23 protein-coding genes are annotated in these 22,997 nt (G+C 39.4%); 13 read left to right on the top strand and 10 right to left on the bottom strand.

From position 1 onward, the window contains the following. Positions 1-227: 227 nt before the first annotated feature. Complete coding sequence (gshB, locus tag QLG01_RS03735; RefSeq protein WP_151767064.1) at positions 228-1,172, bottom strand: glutathione synthase; 945 nt, start codon at positions 1,170-1,172, stop codon at positions 228-230. 160 nt (positions 1,173-1,332) lie between these two features. Between gshB and QLG01_RS03730 the strand changes: the two genes are divergently transcribed. Both QLG01_RS03730 and QLG01_RS03725 read left to right on the top strand, forming a co-directional pair. Next, positions 1,333-1,545 carry a DUF1737 domain-containing protein gene (locus QLG01_RS03730; protein WP_002122004.1) on the top strand — a complete coding sequence of 71 codons (213 nt, stop codon included), beginning with the start codon at positions 1,333-1,335 and terminating at the stop codon, positions 1,543-1,545. 229 nt (positions 1,546-1,774) lie between these two features. Beyond that, entirely contained in the window at positions 1,775-3,964 is a 2,190-nt protein-coding gene (locus tag QLG01_RS03725; RefSeq protein ID WP_282495870.1) for a TonB-dependent siderophore receptor, read from the top strand. A 51-nt stretch (positions 3,965-4,015) separates the two neighbouring features. Here the strand turns inward: QLG01_RS03725 and pyrE are convergent, their stop codons facing one another. Beyond that, positions 4,016-4,666, bottom strand: a complete 651-nt coding sequence (gene pyrE / locus QLG01_RS03720) for an orotate phosphoribosyltransferase (protein ID WP_000211305.1) — start codon at positions 4,664-4,666, stop codon at positions 4,016-4,018. A gap of 38 nt (positions 4,667-4,704) precedes the next feature. Between pyrE and QLG01_RS03715 the strand changes: the two genes are divergently transcribed. Both QLG01_RS03715 and QLG01_RS03710 read left to right on the top strand, forming a co-directional pair. Continuing rightward, on the top strand, positions 4,705-5,529 hold the full coding sequence (locus QLG01_RS03715) for an exodeoxyribonuclease III (protein WP_005300601.1): 825 nt from the start codon (positions 4,705-4,707) through the stop codon (positions 5,527-5,529). Between the two features lie 455 nt (positions 5,530-5,984). After that, positions 5,985-6,335 (top strand): arsenate reductase, encoded by a 351-nt coding sequence (locus QLG01_RS03710; protein ID WP_282495869.1) that lies wholly within the window; start codon positions 5,985-5,987, stop codon positions 6,333-6,335. A gap of 36 nt (positions 6,336-6,371) precedes the next feature. Here QLG01_RS03710 and QLG01_RS03705 read toward each other — a convergent pair whose 3' ends face one another. Beyond that, complete coding sequence (locus QLG01_RS03705) at positions 6,372-6,809, bottom strand: DUF2147 domain-containing protein (RefSeq protein WP_002121971.1); 438 nt, start codon at positions 6,807-6,809, stop codon at positions 6,372-6,374. A 152-nt stretch (positions 6,810-6,961) separates the two neighbouring features. Here QLG01_RS03705 and QLG01_RS03700 point away from each other — a divergent pair, with 152 nt between their 5' ends. Together QLG01_RS03700 and QLG01_RS03695 are read left to right on the top strand one after the other, a co-directional pair. Further along, positions 6,962-7,873 (top strand): alpha/beta hydrolase, encoded by a 912-nt coding sequence (locus tag QLG01_RS03700; RefSeq protein WP_013196589.1) that lies wholly within the window; start codon positions 6,962-6,964, stop codon positions 7,871-7,873. A 174-nt stretch (positions 7,874-8,047) separates the two neighbouring features. Continuing rightward, positions 8,048-9,241 (top strand): GGDEF domain-containing protein, encoded by a 1,194-nt coding sequence (locus QLG01_RS03695; RefSeq protein ID WP_282495868.1) that lies wholly within the window; start codon positions 8,048-8,050, stop codon positions 9,239-9,241. Here QLG01_RS03695 and dsbD read toward each other — a convergent pair. The 4 genes from dsbD to QLG01_RS03675 all read right to left on the bottom strand — a co-directional run bounded on the left by dsbD (position 9,236) and on the right by QLG01_RS03675 (position 12,910). Continuing rightward, positions 9,236-11,062 (bottom strand): protein-disulfide reductase DsbD, encoded by a 1,827-nt coding sequence (dsbD, locus tag QLG01_RS03690; protein ID WP_282495867.1) that lies wholly within the window; start codon positions 11,060-11,062, stop codon positions 9,236-9,238. The two genes, QLG01_RS03695 and dsbD, sit on opposite strands and share 6 nt — an antisense overlap. An 18-nt stretch (positions 11,063-11,080) precedes the next feature. Continuing rightward, positions 11,081-11,848 (bottom strand): transporter, encoded by a 768-nt coding sequence (locus QLG01_RS03685; protein WP_023274357.1) that lies wholly within the window; start codon positions 11,846-11,848, stop codon positions 11,081-11,083. Between the two features lie 12 nt (positions 11,849-11,860). Then, positions 11,861-12,406: an ankyrin repeat domain-containing protein gene (locus QLG01_RS03680; protein ID WP_013196585.1), complete on the bottom strand. Its 546-nt coding sequence runs from the start codon at positions 12,404-12,406 to the stop codon at positions 11,861-11,863. 153 nt (positions 12,407-12,559) lie between these two features. Continuing rightward, positions 12,560-12,910, bottom strand: a complete 351-nt coding sequence (locus QLG01_RS03675) for an HPF/RaiA family ribosome-associated protein (protein WP_001019316.1) — start codon at positions 12,908-12,910, stop codon at positions 12,560-12,562. Positions 12,911-13,162: 252 nt separating this feature from the next. On the opposite strand from QLG01_RS03675, the gene puuE reads away from it, so the two are divergent. The 5 genes from puuE to QLG01_RS03650 all read left to right on the top strand — a co-directional run bounded on the left by puuE (position 13,163) and on the right by QLG01_RS03650 (position 17,291). Continuing rightward, the gene (gene puuE / locus QLG01_RS03670; RefSeq protein ID WP_282495866.1) at positions 13,163-14,128 is read left to right on the top strand and encodes an allantoinase PuuE; all 966 of its coding nucleotides are present in this window, start codon (positions 13,163-13,165) and stop codon (positions 14,126-14,128) included. A 100-nt stretch (positions 14,129-14,228) separates the two neighbouring features. Then, entirely contained in the window at positions 14,229-14,732 is a 504-nt protein-coding gene (gene uraD, locus QLG01_RS03665) for a 2-oxo-4-hydroxy-4-carboxy-5-ureidoimidazoline decarboxylase (RefSeq protein WP_282495865.1), read from the top strand. Continuing rightward, on the top strand, positions 14,729-15,052 hold the full coding sequence (gene uraH / locus QLG01_RS03660; protein WP_282495864.1) for a hydroxyisourate hydrolase: 324 nt from the start codon (positions 14,729-14,731) through the stop codon (positions 15,050-15,052). Before uraD ends, uraH begins: the two co-directional genes overlap by 4 nt. 24 nt (positions 15,053-15,076) lie before the next feature. Then, entirely contained in the window at positions 15,077-16,444 is a 1,368-nt protein-coding gene (locus tag QLG01_RS03655) for a nucleobase:cation symporter-2 family protein (RefSeq protein ID WP_282495863.1), read from the top strand. Positions 16,445-16,565: 121 nt separating this feature from the next. After that, positions 16,566-17,291 (top strand): outer membrane protein OmpK, encoded by a 726-nt coding sequence (locus QLG01_RS03650; protein WP_005300575.1) that lies wholly within the window; start codon positions 16,566-16,568, stop codon positions 17,289-17,291. 52 nt (positions 17,292-17,343) lie between these two features. Here QLG01_RS03650 and hpxO read toward each other — a convergent pair whose 3' ends face one another. Continuing rightward, entirely contained in the window at positions 17,344-18,501 is a 1,158-nt protein-coding gene (gene hpxO / locus QLG01_RS03645) for an FAD-dependent urate hydroxylase HpxO (protein ID WP_005300572.1), read from the bottom strand. A 199-nt stretch (positions 18,502-18,700) separates the two neighbouring features. On the opposite strand from hpxO, the gene alc reads away from it, so the two are divergent. Beyond that, positions 18,701-19,711, top strand: a complete 1,011-nt coding sequence (gene alc / locus QLG01_RS03640) for an allantoicase (protein WP_144732517.1) — start codon at positions 18,701-18,703, stop codon at positions 19,709-19,711. After that, on the top strand, positions 19,708-20,211 hold the full coding sequence (locus tag QLG01_RS03635) for an ureidoglycolate lyase (protein ID WP_282495916.1): 504 nt from the start codon (positions 19,708-19,710) through the stop codon (positions 20,209-20,211). Before alc ends, QLG01_RS03635 begins: the two co-directional genes overlap by 4 nt. Before the next feature lie 122 nt (positions 20,212-20,333). On the opposite strand, the gene parE is transcribed toward QLG01_RS03635, so the two are convergent. Both parE and QLG01_RS03625 read right to left on the bottom strand, forming a co-directional pair. Continuing rightward, positions 20,334-22,217 carry a DNA topoisomerase IV subunit B gene (gene parE, locus QLG01_RS03630; protein ID WP_005300564.1) on the bottom strand — a complete coding sequence of 628 codons (1,884 nt, stop codon included), beginning with the start codon at positions 22,215-22,217 and terminating at the stop codon, positions 20,334-20,336. Between the two features lie 14 nt (positions 22,218-22,231). Next, entirely contained in the window at positions 22,232-22,813 is a 582-nt protein-coding gene (locus QLG01_RS03625; RefSeq protein WP_004790103.1) for a YqiA/YcfP family alpha/beta fold hydrolase, read from the bottom strand. Positions 22,814-22,997 lie beyond the last annotated feature (184 nt).

The following is a 22,997-nucleotide window of genomic DNA, read 5'->3' as shown; positions in this document are numbered from 1 at the left end:
TTCAACTCAAAAAACAATGGAAATTGTCATCTATTTTTGTAGCCGTTTATTTTAATCCTAAAGCTTCATTAACGAAAAGCTAATTTCACTCGTTTATAACAGAAAGATGTGCTTTTTTGAAAATATGCCTACAAAGCTGTGGTGTATTTAGTATTGTTATTTTATTAATTCATATATTTTCAGGTGATTTCCCATAAATACCGCGGAAAACCACCTGAAATAAATAATTAAGCTGAACGTCCAGCTTCTAATACATCAAATAGATCATCTGCAATTGATGTACCAAATTGAGCATCAATTTCACGAATACACGTTGGGCTAGTGACATTAATTTCAGTGACATAATTACCAATCACATCTAAGCCCACAAAAATCAAACCTTTTTCGCGTAGGAAAGGGCCAATTTTAGCTGCAATCAACTTGTCATTTTCAGTAAGCGGACGCGCTTGGCCTAAACCACCTGCCGCTAAGTTGCCGCGTACTTCACCATTTTGTGGAATACGAGCTAGACAGTAAGGAATAGGTTCACCATTCACCATTAAAATACGCTTATCCCCTTCTACAATTTCAGGAATATAGCGCTGAGCCATAATTGGACGGTTGCCTAGCTCTGTAAGCATTTCTAAGGTAGAACCAATATTTACACCGTCTTGGTATAAACGGAAAATCCCCATGCCACCCATACCATCAAGCGGCTTAACAATCACATCACCATGTTCTTTAATAAATTCACGAATTAAACTTTGCTGCGATGTCACAAGTGTAGGTACTTGTAGCTCTGGAAATTGCGTTGCAAAAAGTTTTTCGTTGCAATCACGCAATGATTGAGGCTTATTAATAATCCATGAACCTTCACGCTCAGCTTGCTCAAGCACGTAAGTCGTGTAGACAAAATTCATGTCAAATGGCGGATCTTTACGCATGAGTACTACATCATAAGCCGCGATAGATTCTTTTTTCTTTTCGCCAAGCTCATAGTAATGATTGTAATCTTCAAAAACTTTTAACGGTGAAATTAGACCGTAAGCCTTACCTTGATCGATATATAAATCTTGCTGTAATGCATAACCTAATTCATGTCCACGACGGCTCGCCGCCCACAACATTGCCATGGTTGAATCCTTTTTAAGGTTTACGGTTTCAATCGGATCCATGACGACAAGTACACGCATGCTCAAGCTCTTCTTAAAATTTAAATTAACAAGAGTATAGCTGAGATTTTTCACTGGTTTTTCTTAATTTCAGTAAAACCTTATCTGTTATTTCTTGATCTGGAATTTAAGTAAATTCAGTTAAACTATGAGCATAAAACATTATATTTAAAGGCTAAACATGAAACTTTATCGCTATTTAACTGGCCCTGATGACTCTGCTTTTTGTGCACGTGTGACTAAAGCACTCAATCATGGTTGGGAATTATATGAAGCGCCAACCATGACCTTTAATGGTACCCATGTCATTGTTGGACAAGCAATTTGCAAAACAATTGACGAGAATTATGATCCAGAAATGGATATTTTAGATGTTCTGAAAAATAACGCTTAATCTCAAGGAGGAGTTTTTATTGGTAAAAGCCTCTCTCCAAGACTCAATTAACAAGAAAAACTAATGAGTTAATTCACATAGTTTGCTTAATTTACTTATTACATTCCTAAAAAATAGTTATTAAAAAATAAATATGTCATTTTTTGAGGCAATAGTTCTTTTATTCCAAATAATTAAATGATTATAATTATCATTTATACTTTTATTTTTGTTAATTGATTTTATTTTTATGTTAAGAATTTCTATATCATCTCCCCAAATTAAACGTCTTTTCCCGCTGAGCCTACTCAGTTTAATGATCTTGAATATTCAAGGTGCCTACGCAGAGGAAGCGACTGATTCAGCCGCAAAAGTTGCAGCCACCATGCCTACAATAAAAATTGAGGCCATGAGTGAACTCGACCCAATTAAAAGTTATATCGACTATGACAAAGCCAATGTCACACGCAATGGTTTAGACAAAAAAGATATTCCTCAAACCGTCGATACCATTGATGTTCAGAAATATAAAATTTATGGATCAAATGATTTAAGCGTTATGCTGCAAGGCACCCCAGGCGTATCAACCAGTTATGATATGCGCGGTGATGGCATCACGATTCGTGGTTTTGGTGCTGATACAGGCGATATTTACCGTGATAGCATACGTGAAAGCGGACAAGTACGTCGTAGTACAGCCAATATTGAACGTATTGAAATTTTAAAAGGTCCCGCTTCTGTTTTATATGGCCGTAGCGCTGGTGGTGGGGTTGTGAATATGGTGAGCAAGTTCGCCAATTTTGACTCTAAAAGTTCAGTTGGTGCTTATGCAGGTTCTTACGACAACTACGGAACAACGGCTGACATCAACCAAGTCATTAATGACAATTTAGCAGTACGTTTAACTGGAGAATATGGTGAGTCAGGGAGCTTCCGCTCTGGCATTGAAAATAAAATTGAAATGTTTTCACCAAGTTTCACTTATAAAAATGATGATGGTACTCTCACTTGGACCACACAATATACCTATGACAAATTAGGTCGTGTGCCTGATCGTGGTCCAGCATATGAAAACTTGCCTACGGGAACCTCAATTAAAATGGGATTTGCCCAAGACGGCGATTATGTTGATGATATTTTGCAAGTGGTTCGCACCGATGTGAATTATCAATATGCGCCTGATTGGAACTTTCACTGGGCAGCAAGTTACCGACAAGCAGAACAAAACTTTGATCACTTTTACTTTGGAACTTATTGTGGGTTAGATGGAAACGACCTAAAAGGTAAAGAATGCAACACTAAAAAAGGCTACATCAATCAAATTTACTACTGGCAACAAACCAGCAATAAGACCACCACCAATACATTTGATATTAAGGGCAAGTTCAAAACAGGCCAACTTGAACATCAAATCATGATGGGTACAGACTGGACTTATGAACAACGAGAGCCACGCTTAGCAAATGAAGCTAAAAATGGTTCTATTTACGGCTACGTTAATCCATTCACAGGTGAACGCGAGTACAGTCGTGGTAATGGTCCATTAGTGATGAGACAACATAACTATAATGAAGGCACAACTTATGGTGTATTTATTCAAGATTTAATTGGTCTAAATGATCAACTTAAACTGATGATGGGTGTCCGCTACGATTACTTCGATTTTTCAACCACCAACAAGTTAACTAATGAACGCCGTAATGTAAAAGATGGTAGCGTTAGCCCAAATGTTGGTTTGGTATGGCAACCGCTTCCTGAACATAGCTTTTATACCTCTTACTCTAAGAGCTTTGCACCATTTGGCGGACAAATGGGTGTTAACCAAGTTACTGGAAGCACTGATGTCACAAAAATGGATAAAGAGCCTCAATATAACGAGCAATATGAAGTCGGGGTAAAAAGCGAATGGTTAGATAGTCGTTTAAATACTCAATTTTCTGTCTTTGATATTCGTAAAAATAATATCCGCTATAAACCAAATCCTAATGACCAACCAGATGTATGGGCAACTGCAGGACAGCATCAATCTCGTGGTCTTGAATTTAGCTTTATTGGTCGCGTACTTGATAATGTCTTTGTTCGCGGTGGTTATGGCTATACAGATGCAAAAGTAAAAGAAGATAAACAAAAACCTGAACAAGAAGGTAACTATTTAGCAAACACATCTAAAAACACGGGTAATCTATTTGTTCGTTATTTACCAACCGAGCAGTGGTATACCGAGGTGGGAGTGACCTATGTCGGGTCTTATTATCCAAATATTAATAATCAAGTAAAAATGGAAGGCTTCAACCGTGTCGATGCAGCGATTGGTTATAGTGCAGATCCGTGGAATGTTACGCTTGCGGTGAATAATCTAACTAATAAAGAGTACTGGCGTTCAGACAGCATGCCAGGCACACCACGTAATGTGTTATTGCGTTTGAATTATCAGTTTTAATTAAATATTAAAAAGGCATACCCCCTATTTTAGGTGTATGCCTTTTTCTTTTTAGATACCGTATTTCTCGCGATAAGCTTGCATATTTGCTAGCGCTTCTTTTTCGCCTTTCGCCTCTAAATAATCCATTAAATCTTTCATGGTAATCAGTGCGTGCACAGGAATTTCTAATTCTTTTTGAACTTCTTGAATTGCAGAAAGCTCACCTTGGCCGCGTTCTTGACGATCTAATGCCACCAAAACACCCGCAATAGTTGCACCAGCGTTTTTCAAGATCGTTACAACTTCACGAATCGCTGTACCTGCGGTAATTACGTCATCAATAATCCAGACTTTTTTACCTTCAACCGCAGCACCAACTAATACGCCGCCTTCACCATGATCTTTCGCTTCTTTACGGTTAAAGCCCCATGGCACACTTTTATTATGTACTTGCGACAAAGCAACAGCAGTCGCTGCTACAAAAGGAATCCCTTTATAAGCCGGTCCAAAAATCACATCAACATTTTCGCATTGTGTTAATTTATCAGCATAGCCTTGCGCTAAAAGAGATAAAGCTTCACCATCGTTGAGTAGGCCTGCATTAAAAAAATAAGGACTCACGCGTCCAGATTTTAAAGTAAACTCACCAAATTTAAGCACACCGCGTGATAATGCGAGTTCGATAAATGCTTGCGGGTGAAATGACACAGGCGTTGTCATGAGGTGCTCCAAATTCACAATTGAGGTTAAATTTTCGCATGATACCAAAGGATCAGTATCCAAGTGATGTAAAAATTCTTCGAGTCGTTTCCATTAACGTAAATGGCTTACGTTCTTCAGTAACGAAAGGCTTACTTGAATGGTTAGAACAATCAGATGCCGATGTCGTATGCATGCAGGAAAGCCGCATTACCCATGAACAATGGACTGAAAAATTTAGACCCGAAGGATGGCATACCCATCTCTTTCCAGCAGAGCGTGCAGGTTATGCGGGGACTGCGATATATAGCCGCCTACCCTTCGTCTCTGTTAAAGATGGTTTAGGGTTTGAGCTAGCAGACAGTCAAGGCCGCTTTATTTCTGCGGAATTCGATTTAGGTTTGTCACATCCGGTACATATTGCATCATTATACTTACCTTCAGGCTCAAGTGGTGAAGAAGCGCAGGCACGTAAAGATTTATTTTTAGGTGAATACGCAAAAATCTTGAAACAATGGCGTGATGAAAATAAGTCAGTCATCATTTGTGGTGACTACAATATTGTTCATAAACGTATTGATATCAAAAACTGGTCAGGTAACCAGAAATCATCTGGTTGTTTACCTCATGAACGTGCATGGCTTGACCATATTTACGATGAACTTGGCTATGTGGATACCTTCCGTGTAGTTCGCGCAGAAGCAGAACTTTATTCATGGTGGTCAAATCGCGGTCAAGCTCGTGCAAAAAATGTAGGGTGGCGTATTGACTATCAAGCGTGTTCACCAGACTGGAAAACACGTGTAGCAAATGCATGGGTCTTTAAAGATCAATGGTTTAGCGACCATGCACCCGTTATCATCGACTATAAAATTCAAGAGTAAGTGAACACTTGTTCACTTGCATTGTCGTTTTCGCTTACAGCATATGTCGTTTTTGAGTATTTTTCTTACACAGCTTTAACGGCATTATAGCTGCACGGCACAGGGAAGCAGTCAGGATGACGCAAAAGGATAGGACGCCGTAGGAAGATAAAATAAACTTATGATAAGTTTATTTGCAAGGATGTGACATTGGACGTTGAAATGAGACCCGCATGATCAGGATGATTAAATGCGGGTTTTCTCTTTTTTAGTCTCTTATTTTTTGCGCTAAGTTCTTTTAGTTTTAATTTCTTCTTATTAAGCTCATTATCGCTTTGTCTTATGACAATAACATGACATTTCTCTTTCGATTAATCATTAATTTTCATTTGTTTTAAAAGTATCGGTATAAAGTAGTGCTTAAAAGCTTTTTGCGTTAGGCTGTGTGCTCTCTCTTTTTGACATGGTCCGATAAAATGTTAAAAATTTATGGAATTAAAAACTGTAATTCAATGAAAAAAGCATTTGATGCTTTGCAAGCCAAAGCGGTTAACTATGATTTTCACGATTATAAAAAACAAGGAATTGATGCAGATACTCTAAAGATCTGGTTAAAAGAAATTGGGCAAGATAAAGTTCTCAATAAAAAAGGAACGACTTGGCGCAAGCTTTCAGAAGAAGAACAAAATCGTGCTTTAAGCAGTGAAGATAACCTTATTGAAGCACTCATTGCTCAACCAAGTTTAATTAAAAGACCTGTTTTACAAACCTCACAAGGTTTCATTGTAGGTTTTGATGAATCTACCTATCAAAATATCCAAGCATAAAAAACGAGCCATACGGCTCGTTTTTTATTAAAACTTTTAGTTAGCGCGAATCCATGTTTGGTTACGACCAAGTGCAGAAACGCCAATATAACCACGTAATTTAAGCTTTTTTCCGCCATCGGTTAACTCACCTTTCAGTTTGTAAGTTTTACCTGATTTTGGGTCTAAAATCGTACCGTTTTCATAACTGTTACCACCTACATTTTTTAAATTATGTACAATGGTGACACCTTTAAGTGGTTTGTTTTTATACGGACCTTCACATTTTGTACAAGCGTTTTCTTCGCCCGGTGTCAAAATGTTTTGAATGGTTGCAGTTAAGGTTCCGTCCTTCTGTTCCGTAAATTTCACTACGGCTTTTGGCTTGTTGGTCTGATCATCAATCGTTTTCCATACCGTTCCATTGAGTGAATCAGCCGCATTGGCAAATGCAGCCATACCAATGAGTCCTAAAGCTAAAGCAATCTTTTTCATTTTTGTAATATCCTTGGGTCTTTCAAGATTTTTAGTATTCAGAAGTCGCAAAGATATTGCAATTTTTGAATGTGACTGTTTCGTGTAACCTTGTAATCTTGCAAAATAAAATTTACAAGAAAACAAGAAACTAGCATAAAAATGGATGCTCTATGAATATATCAAATGTTTGGAAATATTATTTTACAGAAACTTTTCTTAAAACAACAATTCGCAAGCCAAGTCAGCTAAATTTGCCAGCTACCGCATTACGTCCCGTTCTAGATCAGATGTGTCGTGCTTTCCCAAGGCAAAAAAATGTTTCTGTGCGCCCAATTCGGTTAGCAGGCATTAAAGGTGAAGAAATCAAACCACAAGATTCTGCCACTCAACTGATTTTTCACATTCACGGCGGCGCTTTTTTTCTTGGTAGTGTCAAAACACACCATGCTTTCATGACGGATTTAGCTGCCCGTACTCAAATGCAGATTATTCATGTGGACTATCCACTTGCACCAGAGCATCCTTATCCTGAGGCAACTGAAGCTCTATATGACATCTATCAATCTTTAGTAGTACAAGGTGTTCAGCCTAAAGATATTATTTTGTCAGGTGATTCATGCGGAGCAAATTTAGCGCTAGCACTTTGCTTACGTTTAAAAGAACAACCTGAGCTCATGCCAAGTGGCCTGATTTTGCTATCTCCATTTTTGGATTTAACACTCACGAGTGAGTCTCTCAGATTTAATAAAAAACATGATGCCTTATTATCTATTGAAGCGCTGCAAACAGGAACTCAGTACTATATAGGCAATCATATTGCAGCTGATGACCCACGTGTTTCGCCTATTTTCGATGACTTGCATGGTCTACCGCCTACTTTGGTTCAAGTAGGTTCTAAAGAAATCTTATTAGACGATGCTAAACGTTTTAGGGAAAAAGCTGAAGATGCTGGCGTTAAAGTTCAATTCAAACTTTATACAGGCATGTGGCATAACTTCCAGATGTTTAATGCATGGTTTGATGAGGCTAAACAAGCATTGGCAGATATTGCTGAATTTGCTCACGAACTTGATAAAACTTAATTTATCTATAAATGGTGTGAACAGTGAATAAAACTTTTCACATCATTTTCTTTATAAAAAGTCATCATATATAAAATGAAAATCATGTTATGTTTAAAACATAAATTATTTAAACAGTCCAATTTTAGGATGGTCCAACAAAGAGGCATCTATATTTAGGAGGCCTTACTTATTATGAAAAATCGTTTAATCACTCATCCCGTAAATAGAATAAAACAGGTGATAATCGATTTCATCTACAATAATCACATCATCAACTGGACGCCACTACAAAAAAGCGCACTTATGCTTACACTTGCCTGTGCAATGAATTTCAGTTGGATTTTATGGAAAGGCTATATTCTAATTACCCCTAGTGTCTGGCAATGGACACATTTACCTTTAGTTGAGTCGCAAATCTGGCTTAATTTATTAACCTTATTTTTATTGGCTCTTTTAATTATCCCCTGCTATCGCTACAAAAATGTTGAATGGGCTCAACGAATTATTCCTTTAGTGAGTGTGCAATTTTTTACGCTCATGCTATGCCACGATGGGTATTTAATTGGCAGCATTAGCCCCGCCACTATGGTCGGTTATGTCGGCACGATTGGAGTAGGTCTGGTATTATTTGACCGAAAAATTGTTTATAGCGCCCTTATACCTGCAACAATTATTTTAATCGTATGTACTTATTTGAGTATGAAAGGTGTTTTACCTTACGCACCCTTATTTAATCTGATTGCCATGCAACGTGCTCAAACCAATCCATTTTGGTTAGGAAGCATGGCTTTTTTTATTATGCCCATTTTATTGGCATGTTTTATTTTATTTGAAATACTACTCACTCAATGGCGTCAGCGCGAAACTTATATTCAACGTTTAAGCCAACTTGATCCATTAACTAACGTATTAAATAGACGTAGTTTAAATACGCATTTAGAGTCGCTACACCAACAGCAATTTGATTATGCAGTAGTACTTCTTGATATCGATCATTTTAAAAAAATTAATGATATATACGGCCATCACCAAGGTGATCAGGTCTTAATTGAAATCGCTCAATGTCTTTCTGAGAACTTACGTAGTGAGGATATTATTGGTCGATTTGGTGGAGAGGAATTTATTTTATTACTTCCCCACACCGATATCATTCAAGCAGAAAAAATTGCTGAGCGTTGTCGCTGTGCTTTACAAGAATTACCTGTCTTTAGCGCCCAAAATAATCCTATTCATATTAGTGCAAGTTTTGGAATAAGCAGTTCAGCTTTTGCACAGGACCCTTATCTTGTTATTCGACAGGCTGACCAAGCTCTCTATGCGGTAAAAGCTTCAGGCCGTAATCAGGTACGTACATTTCATCAGACCGAAACTATTGATACCTTATGATTCTTTGAGCTTTGCCAAACTCGCAAGTTGTTGCAAAAGTTCTTGCTGACTAAAAGCACCCGTTAAGCGTAGAGCACGAATCTCTTTTTGCTCTGGGCTTAAAAATAGATAGGTCGGCGGTCCCAAAATATTCCATTGCTTGAGTAGCGCTTCATGTGACTGGTCATAATGACTCAAATCAAGCTTAATTAAATAGTAAGGTGCAAGAGCAGACTGAACCTCAGGTGCTTTTAAAATACGGTGCTCAATTGGTTGGCAAGCAACACACCAATCGGCATATACATCAACCAAAATAGCCCGATCAGTAGGCGCTGCTGCTAAAATCTTTTGGAAGTCTGCCGCGCTAGTCGCAACATGCCACTCCGCCATGTGGTCAGAACTTTGCAAAGTTCGATTTTGAATATGTTGATATTGGTTATAGGCTACAAAAGGGGTAACGATTAATAATAAGATCGCATAGAGCCATTGTAGCTGCCCTTTTTTCCAGAAAAACTGATAAACAGCATAGGCTATAAAAGCGAGGCCTAGTACCAAACTAAGTACTTGCATGCTCCAATCTGGCAATAAAGGACGAATAAAGTAGAGGCTTAAACCCAACATCAGAAAAGCAAAAATCACTTTAATCTGATGCATCCAGTCGCCCGCTTTAGGCAAAAATTTTGCCCCTAAAATACTTGCCAACAGTAGCGGAATTCCCATTCCAAAACCTAGGCAGAATAAAAGCAAAGCACCTTGCCATTGGTTTTGTGTTTGAGAAATAAATAATAAAGTTCCAGCGAGAGGTGCAGTCATACAAGGACCGACCAAGAGTGCAGAAACCACACCCATGACTCCTGCACCTACTAAAGTGCCGCCTTGTTGCATTGACTGAATATGGTCAAGTCTATTTAACCATGTTTGTGGTAAACGAATCTCAAACAAGCCAAATAGGTTCAGAGCGAATACAATAAACAACAAACTAAAAGCAATTAAAGTCGCAGGCTGTTGTAACCAGCGCTGAAAATTTAAGCCTGCTGAAGAAGCAATTAAACCTAAACCTGCATAGACCAATGCCATGCTGCAAACAAAAGTAAGTGCAATAGTCCAAGCCTTTATACCTTTATGTTCTCGAATAATCAGCGAAGTTAAAATAGGCAACATCGGTAAAGAGCATGGTGTAAATGCGAGCAACATGCCTAAACCGAGAAATAATAAAATTCCATACCAAAGCGAGTGCTCAATTAACTTAGCTGACCAGATTTGATCTTGCGCAATTTGTGGCGTAGATGGATCTATTACAGGCTCTATACTCTGCTCTTTTTCTAAAAGTTTTGAATCTGAGGAAGCTTCCGGTTGAGTATTTGCCAAATCGAGCAATCGTTTTGGCGCTGTTCCTGCTTGGTTTTGCACACCGACCAAGCCATCTGCATCAGTTTGAAACTCAATGGTTTGTGGCGGATAACAAATACGATCTTTGGCACAGCCCTGCCAAGTCACACTATAGTGCTCCGAAGGCTTTGTTTTAATTTTGAAATTAACTTGATGGTAGTAAACCTGACTTTGCCCATAATTTTCATCATATTGGGCAATCGCTTTAGGTAAATTTAAAGCTAAAGGTTGAGTACCTTGTTGTACGGTAAATTTATGCTGATAGAGATAATAATTTGGCTGAATCTGCCAAGATAAACTCGCAGTATGCGGCTCAGAAGATTCAACCGAAAATGAAAAAGCTTGTTCGGGCGAGAGCAGCTTGTCTTGTGCGGAAACCAACTGGCTAAACACACAAACAGCAACGGCTAGAAAATAAAGAATTCCCTGATGAATAAGCTTTTTCATTAACATAAATTTAAATTGCTTCGATTAGAACAAGAACGCCACGCCTAAGCCACCGTTGTAGCTCTTATCTTGACCTTCTAAATCGACCCCGATACTTGCGTCAAGCTGAGTACGATTATTTACAGCGTAAACTAAACCTGTACCTAAACCGTATTCATAGTCTTGGCTTTCAGCTTTACGGTAAATGAATTCAGAATATCCAGAAAGTTTACCAGCTATCTTATAGTTGATTGCTGGAATTGCAGTCACAGCCCAATTACTGTTTTGCACTTCGTAACGCATGGTAATTGAGGTATCAATCAAGTCATCATATTTATAAGCCACTGCTGAGCTTAGGCTATAAATATCATCATGCGCAGTAAATTCATCATTACCAGTTGCAATGACAGCCTGAGCTAACACAGCCATTGATAAGTTTTCATCATCTAGATCAATTGCTTTTTTCAAACCGATGCTTACATCACCAAAGCCTGAATTATCAGTTTTTTTGCCAGCACGTTTGGTTTGAGTCCATGCTGGACCTTGCCAACCTAATTGTAATTCTAAGCCATCAGCCAAACCTGTACGGAATAGCATATCTTCACTTACAGTTACGGTCTTTTCTTTAACGCCGTCGACAGTCGACTCTGTATAAGTCGCGCTAGGTAAACCTTGTTCCCAAGCTAACTTACCCACTGGTGTAATACCTGTTCCGAAGCCTGCTCCAGGACGGTCAAAGGAAAACTCTGCTGCGAAAGTACTTCCAGCAGCAACAGTTGTAAGGGCAAAAGTTAAAATTTGTACTATTTTCATTTTAATGTCCAATCAAGTAGTTAATTCTTTTGTCATTTTAGCCCCATGACGGCGCAATAACTCTAATGTTTCACGCTCTTCTTCAAGTGATTCTGACCAATCTATTTCATCAAAATCGCAATCAAAGAACAACTGACTGATTGAAGATAAAACGGTAAGTCCTTCTTCATCACGTGAGTTTGGATCAACTTTTTCATCGAGTAAACGTTGAACAGCTGGAGCACATGCCGAGCTTGCTGCATCCCATAACGGGCCATAAAACTCTTCTGCATCCCAAAGGTGTACATTGGCTTTAGCTTGAATTAGGGCTTCAAGAATATCGAGATAAACTTGTAACGATTGTTGCTTCTCTTCTTTTGATAATGGTGTACCAGCTTCATAAGCTTCCGATACATTTTCCCACCATTTAAAAATTCCGTCACAGATAATTGATACAGGTGGCCCTTGCTCTGGATCAATAAAGTTCGGATCAAGTCCGTCAGCAAGTAATTTCTGCACTTGCGCGAGTTCTAATTCTTCTATGGCTTTAATTAAAGCTTGCTGCTGGGTGGTTAACATGACCATCTCTCAAAAATATATTAGGGCTATTATGCCTAATCTCTTCTCCAGATTTTAGAGGTTGATTGCATCGCATTGCAAACCTAATGTTGTGAATAGTTTTATTTTCATCAAATATAAAAAAAGCCCCGAAGGGCTTTTTAGCATTTTCAATTAAACTTCATCATCAATGAATTCTGGTTGCCCACCTCTCGGGTGTTCTTTTTTCTCAAAAGTATGTTCGAGGCTACGTTTTAATTTTTCAATCGCGCCATGGATTGAAGCGTCAATATTTCCAGCTTTATGGTGCACTGCAACCGGTTTCAAACCTGAAGGACGCGCTTCAATCATACAGTGGATATCTTTGTCACCACCTTTGTCCCCATTTTCATCACTAAAATGAACCGAAAAATGCGTAATACGTTCGCTATGACGTTGGAATTCTTGAGTAAGTTCTGCACGTACATAAGTAATTAAACGTTCGCTGTTATGGATGTTTTTATCTGTGCGGATTTCAATATTCATAAATACCATCCTCTCTTTCTTACTGTGGATCTTTTCTATGCAAAACTTTTTTATGTTGGCATGTTTTAAGCATGCATGAACTGACTTCAATTGTACATTTTGATGGTGTAATGGTTTGTTATCTCCTGACTTAAACGTACTGGTTTTAATTTATTTTGAAGATCTTCATATCTTCAATATCAGTCCATCTATAAAAATATGCAAGCTGATTTTTTAAATATTTATGAAAAATTGAACAAAAGGAGAGCAATCGTGTCCAAATCTTATCTATCTGGAGCCGAGCTCATTGAGCAAATTCAAAAGTCTCCTTATTCACGTGATTTGATTGGTTATCACGGACAGCCTCCACAGGTGAAATGGCCTAACAATGCCAAGATTGCAGTGCAATTTGTTCTTAATTATGAAGAAGGTGGCGAAAAACATATTGAGCACGGCGATGAAGGCTCAGAACAGTTTTTATCTGAAATTATTGGTGCTGCAAGTTACCCAGCGAAACATATGTCGATGGACTCGATGTACGAATATGGTTCACGTGCTGGTTTTTGGCGCATTCATAATGAATTCCAAAAGCGCAAACTTCCAATGACCATTTTTGGAGTTGCAATGGCACTTGTCCGCAATCCTTATATTGTAGAGGCGATTAAGCAAGCTGATTATGATGTGGTTTCTCATGGTTACCGTTGGCTTCACTATCAAGATACTGATATTGAGTTAGAAAAACAGCATATAGAACAAGCTTTATCTGTCTTAGAAAACTTATTTGAAAATAAAGTGATAGGTTGGTACACCGGACGTGATAGCCCTAATACCCGTCAATTACTTGCAGAATTCCCGCAAATTCAATACGACTCTGATTATTATGGCGATGACCTGCCTTTTTGGACCACACTTACCGATGCTGCGGGTGCATCACGCCCTCATCTGATTATTCCGTATACTTTGGAATGTAACGATATGAAATTCTGCTCACCGGGTGGATTTAATAGTTCAGAACAATTTTTTCAATATTTAAAAGATAGTTTTGATGTGCTGTATGCAGAGGGAGAAAATGCACCAAAAATGATGTCGATTGGAATGCATTGCCGTATTTTAGGGCGCCCAGGCCGTTTTAAAGCACTACAAAATTTTCTCGACTACATTCAAATGCACGATCGAGTCTGGATATGTAGTCGTCAAGACATTGCTGAACATTGGTATAAAAATCACATAACTAAATAATTGATTTTTTAATTTTCCAAATTCATAAGCGAATCAAAACTCGCTCTTGGCACTGTTATTGCTAAAACTCTTTATCACGACAACGAGTTCAGGAATAACAGTGTTTTTAGCCGAGTTTAATCAAGCCCCACCCGAACAACTCAAGACTTTGTTAAAAAACTGTGTCCACATTCCAGCATGGGCCGAGAAAATCACCTCAGAACGTCCCTACTCCTCAAAAGTATCTCTTTTAGAGTATGCAGAAAATTTAAGTCAAATGTGGTCATGGCAAGATATTGAAACTGCTTTAGCAACCCATCCAAAAATTGGTGAACGACAAGCAAAAAAACAACTCAATGCAAAAGAGCAACATTTTTCAAATCGGGAACAAGCTGGTATTTCTTTAGATGAACAAACGCAACAAGCGCTGCTACAAGGCAACCTCGATTATGAACAAAAGTTTGGCTTTATTTTTTTAATTAAAGCAGCGGGCCTCAGTAGCGATGAGATTTTAAAAAAGCTACACGAACGTTTACAACATGACTTAGCTATCGAAAAAATAATTGTACATGAGCAACTCTCAGCGATTGCTCTATTACGTCTATCTCAGGAAATACAAGCATGATCAGCACTCATATTTTAGATACGAATTTAGGCAAACCAGCTGCACACGTAGAAGTGAAGTTGTTTCATGCAGAAACCCATGAGCTGATTGCAACCGCAACTACTAATCCAGACGGTCGAGTGGGTGATTTTGGAATAACCGACTTTGCAGAAGGTGCTTATCAACTTGAATTTGAAATTGCGTCTTATTTTTCATCTCAGCAAATTAAAACTTTTTTCCCACGTGTTTGTATTCAATTTTTTATAGAAGACGTCAATCAACACTATCACATTCCATTACTGATCAGCCCGTTTGCTTACTCCACTTATCGCGGTAGTTAATTCAAATATAAATAGGAGAAAAATATGAATCATCAGCAAAAAAATGCGATTTCTCCAGAGCATGAATATTTAGGAATTTCCAAAAGTTTTGCTTACGGCTTACAGCATGTGCTGACCATGTATGGTGGCATTGTAGCCCCGCCACTCATTATTGGAACAGCAGCTGGCTTAAGCTCAGCACAAGTCGGAATGCTCATTGCAGCTGCCCTGTTTGTCGGGGGATTGGCGACACTGATTCAAACCATTGGAACCAAATATCTAGGCGCAAAATTACCTTTAGTTCAGGGTGTATCTTTTGCTGGCGTGGCTACCATGGTCGCTATTATCACCACTGGTGGCGGCTTACCTGCTGTGTATGGTGCGGTGTTTGTCGCATCTCTGATTGGACTATGTCTTGCGCCTTACTTTTCAAAAATTATTCGGTTTTTCCCACCCGTTGTGACTGGATGCGTCATCACGATTATTGGGCTATCGCTGTTACCCGTTGCAATTCGCTGGATGATGGGTGGCAACAATAAAGCACCTGACTGGGGTAGCGTAGAAAATATCTCTTTAGCCTTACTGACCTTAGGTATTGTGATTGTTCTAAATATGCTGCCGCAAGCAAGCATTCGCCGCTTATCAATTTTGTTGGCTATTGTTGCTGGTACCACCCTCGCCTACTTTATGGGTTTTGGTGATTTTAGTCAGGTGAGCTCAGGCGCATGGCTCCAATTCCCACACTTATTTGCATTTGGCTTGCCGACTTTCGAGCTTAGTGCAATCTTGTCGATGTTGATTGTGACCTTGGTCATTATGACTGAAACCACAGCAGACATTATTGCTGTCGGAGACATTGTAGGAACTGAAGTCGATTCGAAAAGGATCGCCAATGGCGTACGTGCCGATATGTTTTCGAGTGCTTTTGCACCTATTTTTGGTTCTTTCATGCAAAGTGCTTTTGCCCAAAATGTTGGGTTAGTTGCCATTACAGGTATCAAAAGCCGATTTGTCGTAGCAGCAGGTGGTGTCATTCTCATTATTTTGGGCCTACTCCCCATTATGGGTCGTTTGATTGCCGCGATTCCAATGCCCGTACTTGGTGGTGCAGGTTTGGTCTTGTTTGGGTCGGTTGCAGCGAGTGGAATTCGCACTTTGGCAAAAATAGATTATAACGATCAGAAAAATTTGATTATTGTCGCGACCGCTTTATCAGCAGGGATGATCCCAATTATTAACCATGAGTTTTATGCTCATTTTCCAGTTTGGGTACAAACTTTGTTCCATTCGGGCATTAGTTCAACATGTATCTTTGCTATCTTGTTGAATTTATTATTTAATCATTTACCCTCATTTCGCGGCTCGCGTACCCCACATTTAAGCCAAACAATAAACACAAGAAATACTCATTAAAGATTTAGTTTTTAGCGCCCCACTTCGGTGGGCTTTTTTTTAACCGTTGATCAAATTTGGCTTCATTTTTGCTTAAGACCCTGTATCCTTAGCGTGCTTTATTTGGGGGGAGATCATTTAAATGCAATTAAAGCAACTTGCGGCGACTTGTGCCTTGTTATCTGCAACTGCCATGGTTCAGGCAAAACCAATCTGGCAAGATTTTAGTGTAACTGGACTTTATGGTGAGAACTATGAAGTTGTAGATGACAAAGAAACCACGATTACTTTGGAATATGCTGCGAAAGTTAAATACGCTGATGTATTTTTCTTTATGGACCGCATGCGTGGTGAAAATGACCACAAGAGTACTTACTTTGAGTTATCACCACGTTTAAGCTTAGGCGAAGTGTCTGGTAAAAAACTGGCGTATGGTCCAATTAAAGATGTACTCATTAGTACCACTTGGGAAAGTAACAGTGAAAACGGCAATAACTTCGACAACTTCCTTTATGGTTTTGCAGTTGACTTAGATATCCCATATTTCCAATATGCGAATTTAAACTTCTACCGCGCGAATAATGAGAAAACTGACGACGATTATCAAATGACATTCGTTTACGGCGTTCCATTAAAATTAGGATCTGAAGATTTCTTGGTAGATGGTTTCCTTGACTGGTCAACTGCTGAAGGCGACCATGCCAGCGAGTTGAACTGGACAACACAATGGAAATGGAATGTAGGTAAACACATTTCTCCTGACACACGCCTATACCTCGGTATTGAGCACTCTGTGTGGAATAACAAATTCGGTATTAAAGGTGCAGACGAAAATAACGTCAGCGCATTGGTTAAATACCACTTCTAAAATTATGATTTAGAAGATAAAACAGCAAGGAAAACTCCTTGCTGTTTTTGTTTTAATCGAGTGGATTACCCACAATATTGCTAATAATCCCTTGCATAATATGCCCGCCTTGTTCACGGCGTAATTCTGCATACCACGCTTGTGTAACGCTTTCATCTTTCATATGGGTCACATCACAGCGTTTCCGCGCACGAAGTACCAATTCATTTGCACGTTCATTGCGCTTGTTTTGATAGCGACGTAAAGCATCTTCGACACCTAAAGTGTTAATTTGCAGAGAACGCGCTAAATAAATCGCATCTTCCATTGCTTGGCAGCCGCCTTGACCAATATCAGGTGTCGTGCTGTGTGCAGCATCACCTAAAATCACTACACGACCTTTATAAAACTGAGTAAACGGTTCAATGTCATGGATTTCTACCCGATTGGTCTTTTGCGGGTCTAAACGTTCAATGAGTTGCTGTACTGGCAAACACCAATCCGCAAAATATTGTTTTAAAAGTTTTTTATAGTCATCACGATCATTGTCTAGACCTACTGGCAAAGGCACATCTAAAAAGAAATAGAACTTGCCATCTGCAACTGGCATTAAAGAAGCTCGCTTGCCTTCCCCCACATAAGTCGTCCATTGCTGAGCTGGGGCTAAATCTTCAGATATTTCAACCAAGCCATTCCAGTTCACATAACCCGCATAACGGCGCTGTACTTGTTGGCCCAAAACATAGGTTCGTGTAAGTGAGTGAGTACCGTCAGCCCCAATTAATAGATCAGCCTGCGTTGAACTGCCATCTGCAAAATGGACCTCAACAAAATCAGCTTTGTCTTCAAGGCTAACCATTTTTTTGCCTAAATAAATCTGATCTCTGCCAAATTCATCCATCAGCATATTTTGTAAATCGGCACGTGCAACTGGATAAGGTCTTTGGCCTACTTCTTCAATTAATGGCAGTAAACTGAATTGTGTCATCACATCTCCAGTTAGACCATCCACATAGGCCAAATCATCCATTTGTCCACCAAGTTTGGCAATTTTGTCAGTTAATCCCAGATAGTTTAGACATTTCACACCATTCGACCACAGCGAAATTGCAGCGCCAACTGGAAGAATCTTTTCAGTTTGCTCAAAAATACGAACTTGGTGACCAAATTTTTTTAATGCAATGCCTGTGGTTAGACCTCCCATTCCCGCACCAATAATCACCACATTCATAACACGCTCCTATAGATATTCACCTATAGAGTGCTTATGCTAAAAACATGCCATCCTTCAAAATTTATTTAGCTTTTCCACAAAACTGGCATGCACCATGCTTATATATTTAGGTGTAAAACTCGTCTCAGCACGCTCCGTGTTGGCGCAGTTTTAAATGAAAAATCATGTTTTTAACAAGAAATACGGATAATCCACTATGGCAACATTGCACGCCCCAGCATTTGAACTTCCTGAAATTTTGAATACGAAAACCAATTTGGCTGATGCCCGAATTGGTGCACAAGTCATTGAGTGTTCAGATGATTTCTTTGCAGAAGCAAAGCGTATGCTGCAATTTGATGCACCTATTTTTGTTGAAGATAAATTTGATGATAACGGCAAATGGATGGACGGTTGGGAAACGCGTCGTAAACGTCACGCAGGTTATGACTGGTGCATTGTGAAACTTGGTGTGACTGGAAAAATCAGTGCACTTGATATTGATACCAGCTTTTTCACAGGAAATTATCCAGCATCCGCATCATTAGAAGCATGTTATGCACCAAATGGTGACCTTACAGGGGCAAAATGGGAGAGTCTTTTAGGAAATACGGAACTCGGCCCAAGCCAGCATCATATTTTTATGGTCAATAATGATGCACTTTTCACTCATATACGCCTCAATATTTTCCCAGACGGTGGTATTGCCCGTTTGCGTGTTTATGGAGATGTTCATATTCAGGTGACTGATAGTGAGCAAACGCTTGATTTATTGGCCCTAGAAAATGGTGGCCGCGTAGTTGCCTATAGCGATGCGCATTTTGGACATCCGCGTAATTTGATTAACCCCGGTCGTGGCGTCAACATGGGCGATGGATGGGAAACCAAACGCCGCCGAGCTCCGGGTTATGACTGGTGTATTCTTGCGTTGGGTAAAAGCGGAAAAATTGAGAAACTTGAAATTGATACGGCTCACTTTAAAGGCAATTTTCCTGCCCAAGTATCCATTCAAGCGGTTTACCTTGAAAATGCAACCGATGCACAGTTAATTCCACAAAGTATGTTCTGGTCTTATTTACTTGAAGCTCAACCGATGCAAATGGATCATATTCATGAATATGTGAATGAGATTTTACAGCATGAAAAAATCTCTCATATTCGTATTAACATGATTCCGGATGGTGGTATTAGTCGTGTTCGTTTATGGGGAAAAATTGCCAAGTCATGATCATGAAGAATGTTCAAATTCAGCCTTTAACAATTGAAAACTTTCAGTCCTTCGGAGAGGTCATCTGTTGCGACGGGCATGACTTTTTTCATATTAACGATGCCCACACCGAGCGCTACCATGCGCTCGTTGAAACTGAAATTGAAGGGGAAGCAAAGGCAGGAATTAGTATTTTCCGTAATATTAAGGCCAGTGTACTACCTCTGGAAATTTCAATGCTAGAGCGCCATCCCAAGGGGTCTCAGGCATTTATTCCATTACAGCAACAAAAGTTTTTAATTATTGTCGCGCCCGCTTTAGACGAGAATACTCCCGACATTTCAAAGCTATGTGCATTTGTTTCAAATGGGAAGCAAAGTATCAATTATCGGGCAGGCACATGGCATCATCCTTTGCTTACCTTTGAGGCACCAAGTGATTTTACAGTGGTAGATCGAATTGGAGGTGGAGCGAATTGTGATATTTTTCAATTTCCACAGACTATAAAAATTACGACCTAAATTAGAATATACAGATCTGTCTATTTTAATTTTATGGCAAAAACCGTTGTGGTGATTTCCAATAACTTAGTTTTACATAAAAAAATCCCCGCCTATTGAGCGGGGATTTTTTTAATTCTATTTTAAACAGTGATATCAGCTAGGTTACCCTTCTGCTCAAGCCACTGCTTACGATCTGCCGAGCGTTTTTTCGCAAGCAATTTATCGAGTAAACCAGCTGTAAAATGAGCATCATCTAGATCGAGCTGAACTAAACGACGCGTGTTTGGATCCATGGTCGTTTCACGTAGCTGAATCGCGTTCATCTCACCCAATCCTTTGAATCGGGTAATTTGCGGATTACGATTACCTTTGATATTTTTCAAAATAGTTTCAAGTTCATCATCATCAAGTGCGTAATGGACATCTTTACCAATATCGATACGGAATAAGGGTGGCATTGCCACATACAAATGCCCTTCTTCAACCAATGTTGGGAAATGTTTTACGAATAAAGCACAAAGCAACGTCGCAATGTGTAAACCGTCCGAGTCCGCATCGGCCAAAATACAGATTTTGCCATAACGCAGCTCTGATAAATCATCACTGCCAGGGTCTACACCAATCGCAATCGCAATGTCGTGAACCTCTTGAGAAGCGAGTACTTCATCTGAAGAAACTTCCCACGTATTTAAGATTTTTCCACGAATTGGCATGATTGCCTGAAAGTTTTTATCGCGCGCTTGCTTGGCACTACCGCCAGCAGAGTCACCCTCGACAATAAATAACTCACTGTCCTCACGTGTTTGACCAACACAATCTGCCAATTTACCCGGCAATGCAGGGCCGGAAACAATTTTTTTACGCTCGACTTTCTTTGCTGCTTTTAAACGACGACCAGCTTTAGAAATCGCCATTTCTGCCAATTGCATGGCAATTTCAGCATGTTGGTTTAGCCAGAGTGAAAAAGCATCTTTAGCAATATTTAAAACAATATTTGATGCTTCACGACTCGAAAGACGCTCTTTGGTTTGACCTGAAAACTGCGGTTCTTGGAACTTGAGCGACAAGATATAGTTCACGCCATCCCAAACATCTTCTGCCGAAAGTTTAAGATTACGCGGTAACAAGTTACGCAATTCACAGAACTCACGTAACGCCTCGGTCACGCCTGAACGTAAACCGTTCACATGCGTACCGCCTTGTGCAGTTGGAATCAAGTTGACGTAACTTTCTTGAACCTGCTCACCGCCTTCTACATTCCAGCAAATCGCAAACTCACAGGCTGCGCGGTCTGCTTGTCCACTACTTACAAATGCAGGGTTTGGCAAAATTTCGCGGTCTTGTAATTCATCCATCAAATAATCGACGAGGCCATTTTCAAACTGCCATTCGATTTTTTCATCATTAATTTGATCGATATAGATAATTTTTAAACCAGCTGCTAATACAGCTTTCGCTTTTAAATTATGTTTGAGTGCTTTTAACGCAAATTTTGGACTATCAAAATATTTCGCTTCCGGCCAAAAATGTACCGTTGTACCTGTCGCGCGTTTTGGAGCTTTACCTTCGAGAACGGCTAAAGGTGCTACGGGTTCACCTTGCTCAAAGGCCATTTGATATAGGTTACCCTGACGTTGAACTTCGACCTCAACACGTGTTGATAAAGCGTTTACAACTGAAATCCCCACACCATGCAAACCACCTGAAAACTGGTAGTTATCGGTACTGAATTTACCACCCGCATGAAGCTTAGTCAGAATGATTTCGATACCACTTTGGCCATATTCAGGATGAATATCCACTGGCATACCACGGCCGTTATCTTCAACAGACAATGAACCATCTTTATAAACCGTGACACATATTTTGTCAGCATGACCAGCTAATGCTTCATCAACAGCATTATCAATAACTTCTTGGGCTAAATGGTTAGGTCGAGTCGTATCGGTATACATCCCTGGACGACGACGAACAGGGTCTAAACCAGAAAGGACTTCAAGCGATTGAGCCGTATATTGTGTCACGTTGTACGTTTTCCTTATTTGATGGTGTGCGCAAAGAATTCGATCACTAACGGTAATTTTTCTTCAAAATCTTCCATAGCATGATTGCCATGAGCATCCGTCAAAATCAATGAGGATGGCGTTGCAGCACTATAATAGCGTTGTGCTTGACGATAATCCAAAATTTCGTCGCCTTGTTGCAACAAGACGAGTATTTTGTCAGCATTTTCAGGTTGTTTCAGTTCCAGTTGTTGTAATTGTCGCAACTGAATATGATCAATTGACCATTGATCATTCACCACGTAGGGCATGCTTTCAACTTGGAATAACTCATCAAACAACTTCCATGGTTGCATAGCAGGATTAATCAGTACAGCCGGAATATTATATTTCGCGACAAAATATGTCGCAAAAAACCCGCCGAGACTACTACCCACTAAAGCCACATCTTGCAACGATTCAATCAGCGCTGAAACTTGCTCTACCACTAGATTAGGAGATCTGTTTAGGTCTGGCAAATGCACATTTATGCCTAATTCGCTACAATACTGCTTCAGGCTTAGCCCTTTAATTGAAAGAGAGCTACTATTAAAGCCATGGAGGTAGATAATATTCATATATTTCCCTCTAAATTGAGAATAAACTCACATTTTTGTTCTCAGTTTGTATATAAAAACACTATTGTCAGACAAGAAAAACCACTCAACTAACCATTCATCAGTATTTTAAAAACATGTGTTATTTAAACTACTAAGATGGAAACGTTTACTGCCGTTGATAAAAAGTACAGCTTAAAACGTC

This window comes from Acinetobacter sp. V89_4, from assembly GCF_029967875.1.
GTDB classification, from domain to species: Bacteria; Pseudomonadota; Gammaproteobacteria; order Pseudomonadales; family Moraxellaceae; genus Acinetobacter; species Acinetobacter oleivorans.
This window is presented reverse-complemented; position numbering and strand designations above follow the sequence as displayed.

Excerpts from the sequence above, each read along its gene's own strand:
- gshB (WP_151767064.1), bottom strand. The coding sequence starts at position 1,172 with ATGCGTGTACTTGTCGTCATGGATCCGATTGAAACCGTAAACCTTAAA.
- QLG01_RS03730 (WP_002122004.1), top strand. The coding sequence starts at position 1,333 with ATGAAACTTTATCGCTATTTAACTGGCCCTGATGACTCTGCTTTTTGT.
- QLG01_RS03725 (WP_282495870.1), top strand. The coding sequence starts at position 1,775 with ATGTTAAGAATTTCTATATCATCTCCCCAAATTAAACGTCTTTTCCCG.
- pyrE (WP_000211305.1), bottom strand. The coding sequence starts at position 4,666 with ATGACAACGCCTGTGTCATTTCACCCGCAAGCATTTATCGAACTCGCA.
- QLG01_RS03715 (WP_005300601.1), top strand. The coding sequence starts at position 4,705 with ATGATACCAAAGGATCAGTATCCAAGTGATGTAAAAATTCTTCGAGTC.
- QLG01_RS03710 (WP_282495869.1), top strand. The coding sequence starts at position 5,985 with ATGTTAAAAATTTATGGAATTAAAAACTGTAATTCAATGAAAAAAGCA.
- QLG01_RS03705 (WP_002121971.1), bottom strand. The coding sequence starts at position 6,809 with ATGAAAAAGATTGCTTTAGCTTTAGGACTCATTGGTATGGCTGCATTT.
- QLG01_RS03700 (WP_013196589.1), top strand. The coding sequence starts at position 6,962 with ATGAATATATCAAATGTTTGGAAATATTATTTTACAGAAACTTTTCTT.
- QLG01_RS03695 (WP_282495868.1), top strand. The coding sequence starts at position 8,048 with ATGAAAAATCGTTTAATCACTCATCCCGTAAATAGAATAAAACAGGTG.
- dsbD (WP_282495867.1), bottom strand. The coding sequence starts at position 11,062 with ATGTTAATGAAAAAGCTTATTCATCAGGGAATTCTTTATTTTCTAGCC.
- QLG01_RS03685 (WP_023274357.1), bottom strand. The coding sequence starts at position 11,848 with ATGAAAATAGTACAAATTTTAACTTTTGCCCTTACAACTGTTGCTGCT.
- QLG01_RS03680 (WP_013196585.1), bottom strand. The coding sequence starts at position 12,406 with ATGTTAACCACCCAGCAGCAAGCTTTAATTAAAGCCATAGAAGAATTA.
- QLG01_RS03675 (WP_001019316.1), bottom strand. The coding sequence starts at position 12,910 with ATGAATATTGAAATCCGCACAGATAAAAACATCCATAACAGCGAACGT.
- uraH (WP_282495864.1), top strand. The coding sequence starts at position 14,729 with ATGATCAGCACTCATATTTTAGATACGAATTTAGGCAAACCAGCTGCA.
- QLG01_RS03655 (WP_282495863.1), top strand. The coding sequence starts at position 15,077 with ATGAATCATCAGCAAAAAAATGCGATTTCTCCAGAGCATGAATATTTA.
- QLG01_RS03650 (WP_005300575.1), top strand. The coding sequence starts at position 16,566 with ATGCAATTAAAGCAACTTGCGGCGACTTGTGCCTTGTTATCTGCAACT.
- hpxO (WP_005300572.1), bottom strand. The coding sequence starts at position 18,501 with ATGAATGTGGTGATTATTGGTGCGGGAATGGGAGGTCTAACCACAGGC.
- alc (WP_144732517.1), top strand. The coding sequence starts at position 18,701 with ATGGCAACATTGCACGCCCCAGCATTTGAACTTCCTGAAATTTTGAAT.
- QLG01_RS03635 (WP_282495916.1), top strand. The coding sequence starts at position 19,708 with ATGATCATGAAGAATGTTCAAATTCAGCCTTTAACAATTGAAAACTTT.
- QLG01_RS03625 (WP_004790103.1), bottom strand. The coding sequence starts at position 22,813 with ATGAATATTATCTACCTCCATGGCTTTAATAGTAGCTCTCTTTCAATT.